This window comes from Streptomyces sp. NPDC031274, assembly GCF_055570235.1.
The window spans coordinates 1-2741 of record NZ_JBVIHP010000080.1 but is presented as its reverse complement, the minus strand read 5'-3'; the positions used below and the strand labels follow the sequence as shown (position 1 = coordinate 2741).

The following is a 2741-nucleotide window of genomic DNA, read 5'->3' as shown; positions in this document are numbered from 1 at the left end:
CTTCGCGGGTGGTCCCCGCCTGTTCCCGCCACCGCTTGACCTGGTTGCCGCAGTAACGCCAGGCCATCGGCGGCTGGGAATTCGCCTCGGTCATCGCGCCCGCTCCTCTGGTGCACGGTGGGTACGGTTACGTTCTGTACCCGTGTCGATACTCCAGAAGGCTATGCCCGGCCCGGCAGCGTATGAGGCATGGAACGCACAACTTCCCCTCTGCCGAGGGAGATTGAATGGCGGCTGCCGCGCGGGCCGCGCAGCGTCGGCAGGGCGCGGTGGCTGCTGGCCGAGCAGGCGCGGGCCTGGAAGGTCCCGGACGACGTGGCGGACACGGCCGTACTGCTGCTCAGCGAGCTGATGACCAACGCCGTACGGCACGGGCGGGTCTCGGCGGGGCATGAGGTCGGGGCGCGGTGCGTGCTGGACGGGGGCGTCTTCCGGGTGGAGGTGGCCGACGCGAGTGATGTGCTGCCGTGCCCGAGGGAGGCGGGGCCGGACGACGAGTCGGGGCGTGGCCTTGCCCTGGTGGAGGTGCTGGCCGACGTGTGGGGGTCGTACCCCCGGCCGTACGGGATCGGCAAGGCGGTGTGGTTCGAGCTGGCGCTGCTCGACGCTTCTAAGGGTCGGATCCCTGAGGACCTTCAGGGGCTAGGGCGGGGTTAGATCGGGGGGTTCCCCGATGTCTCGGGCGGGGCACATCGCGAGTCTTGAAGCATGTCCCGACTCAAGCGCTTCCTCATTGTGTTTGCCTCGTTCGTCACCGTCGTGGCGCTGGCGATCGGCGGCGGCGTCCTGTGGCTGTGGAACGACGCCAAGGTCAGCACGGTGGGCAAGGGGCCGCTCGACAATGAGCTGGCGATACCACCTCTGGCGAAGTCACGCGTGGACAAGAACGGCACCCGCGTCTTCGACCTGCGTATGCGGGCCGGCGAGAAGGAGTTCAAGGACGGACAGAAGACTGCCACTTGGGGATTCAACGGCGACTATCTGGGGCCGACCCTGCGCGCGGAGCGCGGCGAGAAGGTCCGCGTGCGGATACGGAACGGCCTGGATGAGGCGTCGACGGTGCACTGGCACGGCATGCACCTGCCCGCGAAGATGGACGGCGGTCCGCACCAGATGGTCGAACCGGGCGGCAAGTGGAGTCCGAACTGGACCGTGGATCAGCCTGCATCGACGCTCTGGTACCACCCGCATCCGCACGGCGCGACGGAGAAGCACGTGCAGCGCGGCCTCGCGGGGATGTTCCTCATCGACGACAAGCAGTCGGCGCGGCTCGCGCTGCCCAAGAAGTACGGGGTCGACGATCTGCCGGTGATCGTGCAGGACGTCAAGTTCGACGGCGCGAAGTTCGACCACGGTCACGACATGATGCGCCACGTCGGCTTCCTGGGCGACCGGACCATGGTGAACGGCACGCTCCGTCCGTACCAGGAGGTCGGCGACGAGCTCATCCGGCTGCGGCTGCTCAACGCATCGACGGCTCGTACGTACGACTTCGGCTTCCCGGACGACCGCGCCTTCTCCCTGGTGGGCACGGACGGCGGCCTCCTGGAGCAGCCGGCCCGCATGGAGCGGATACAGCTGTCGCCCGGTGAGCGGGCCGAGATCGTGGTGCGGATGAAGCCGGGCGAGAAGACCGTCCTGCGCAGCTTCCCGCAGGACAACTACGGGAGTTCGTGGAATCAGCGGTTCAGCGGGGGCGACGACTCCTTCGACGTCCTGGAGCTGCGGGCCGCGAAGCAGCTGCGCGCTTCCGGCGACATTCCGCACCAGCTGGGTGAGCTGGAGGTGCCTGACGGCAAGAACCCGGCGCGCGGGCGGTTCTTCGACCTGAAGGAGTCGGGGATCAATGGGCGCGCGATGAAGATGGGCCGAATAGATGAGACCGTCACGCGGGGCACCACCGAGACGTGGACCGTCCGGAACAACAACGGCATGCCGCACAACTTCCACGTGCACGACGTCCAGTTCCGGGTGCTTGAGGTGAACGGCGAGGCGCCACCACCCGAGCTGCGCGGGGCCAAGGACACGGTGTTCCTGCCGAACGGCACGACGATGAAGCTGGCGATGCGATTCGAGGGGCCGGCCGACCCGGACACCCCGTACATGTACCACTGCCATCTGCTGGCACACGAGGACGGCGGAATGATGGGGCAGTTCGTCGTCGTGGAGAAGGGGCAGCGGGCAGGCACACCGCCACGAGGACACGACAGCCACTAGCCGCGCGCAGGAGCCCGCGTATCTCGTTCCGCCTGGGCGTCGAACCATTGAACGTGCAGGGTGGCGCTCTTGCCGCAACCGGACGGGACGCCACCCGGTGACGCCCGGCCACGTCGGTGAGACGTTGCCCGCGCACCCGCCGCCGGACGGCCCGGCGACGGGGACGAGGGGGGCAACATGCCCAAGATGATCAATCACGTGGAGTACGCGAACGACGAGGCGGAAGCGACTGAGCTGCTGATCGCGTACAGCGAGTCGATCGACCTTCCCTGGGGAGTGATCCCGCAGCGCAAGCGGGACGCCTCCGTTCGCATCGCGTGGGTCGAGGACAAGAACAACGGCCTGGTCGCGGCCAAGAAGACCCTTGAGGACGACCTGATCGAACAGCGGCGCGCGGAGCGGGTGGCGGAGCGCACGGCGGCGATCAAGAAGCAGGCCGAATCCCTGGTGAACACGGTCGGAGTGAAGAGCGAAGCGGGCCTGCTCCTCGACCAGTGCAAGCACCACTACGAGCAGGCCAACTA

At 67.7% G+C, this 2741-nt stretch carries 3 protein-coding genes; all 3 read left to right on the top strand.

The window, feature by feature from the left end; all coding sequences use genetic code 11:
• Positions 1 to 189 precede the first annotated feature (189 nt).
• Positions 190 to 657, top strand: coding sequence for an ATP-binding protein (locus ACZ5CR_RS43595; protein WP_468868773.1), 468 nt, complete (start codon positions 190 to 192; stop codon positions 655 to 657).
• Between the two features lie 51 nt (positions 658 to 708).
• Positions 709 to 2217 carry a multicopper oxidase family protein gene (locus ACZ5CR_RS43590; protein ID WP_468868769.1) on the top strand — a complete coding sequence of 503 codons (1509 nt, stop codon included), beginning with the start codon at positions 709 to 711 and terminating at the stop codon, positions 2215 to 2217.
• Positions 2218 to 2394: 177 nt separating this feature from the next.
• A partial coding sequence (locus tag ACZ5CR_RS43585; RefSeq protein ID WP_468868767.1) for a hypothetical protein occupies positions 2395 to 2741 on the top strand: 347 nt, incomplete at its 3' end.

Excerpts from the sequence above, each read along its gene's own strand:
- ACZ5CR_RS43595 (WP_468868773.1), top strand. The coding sequence starts at position 190 with ATGGAACGCACAACTTCCCCTCTGCCGAGGGAGATTGAATGGCGGCTG.
- ACZ5CR_RS43590 (WP_468868769.1), top strand. The coding sequence starts at position 709 with ATGTCCCGACTCAAGCGCTTCCTCATTGTGTTTGCCTCGTTCGTCACC.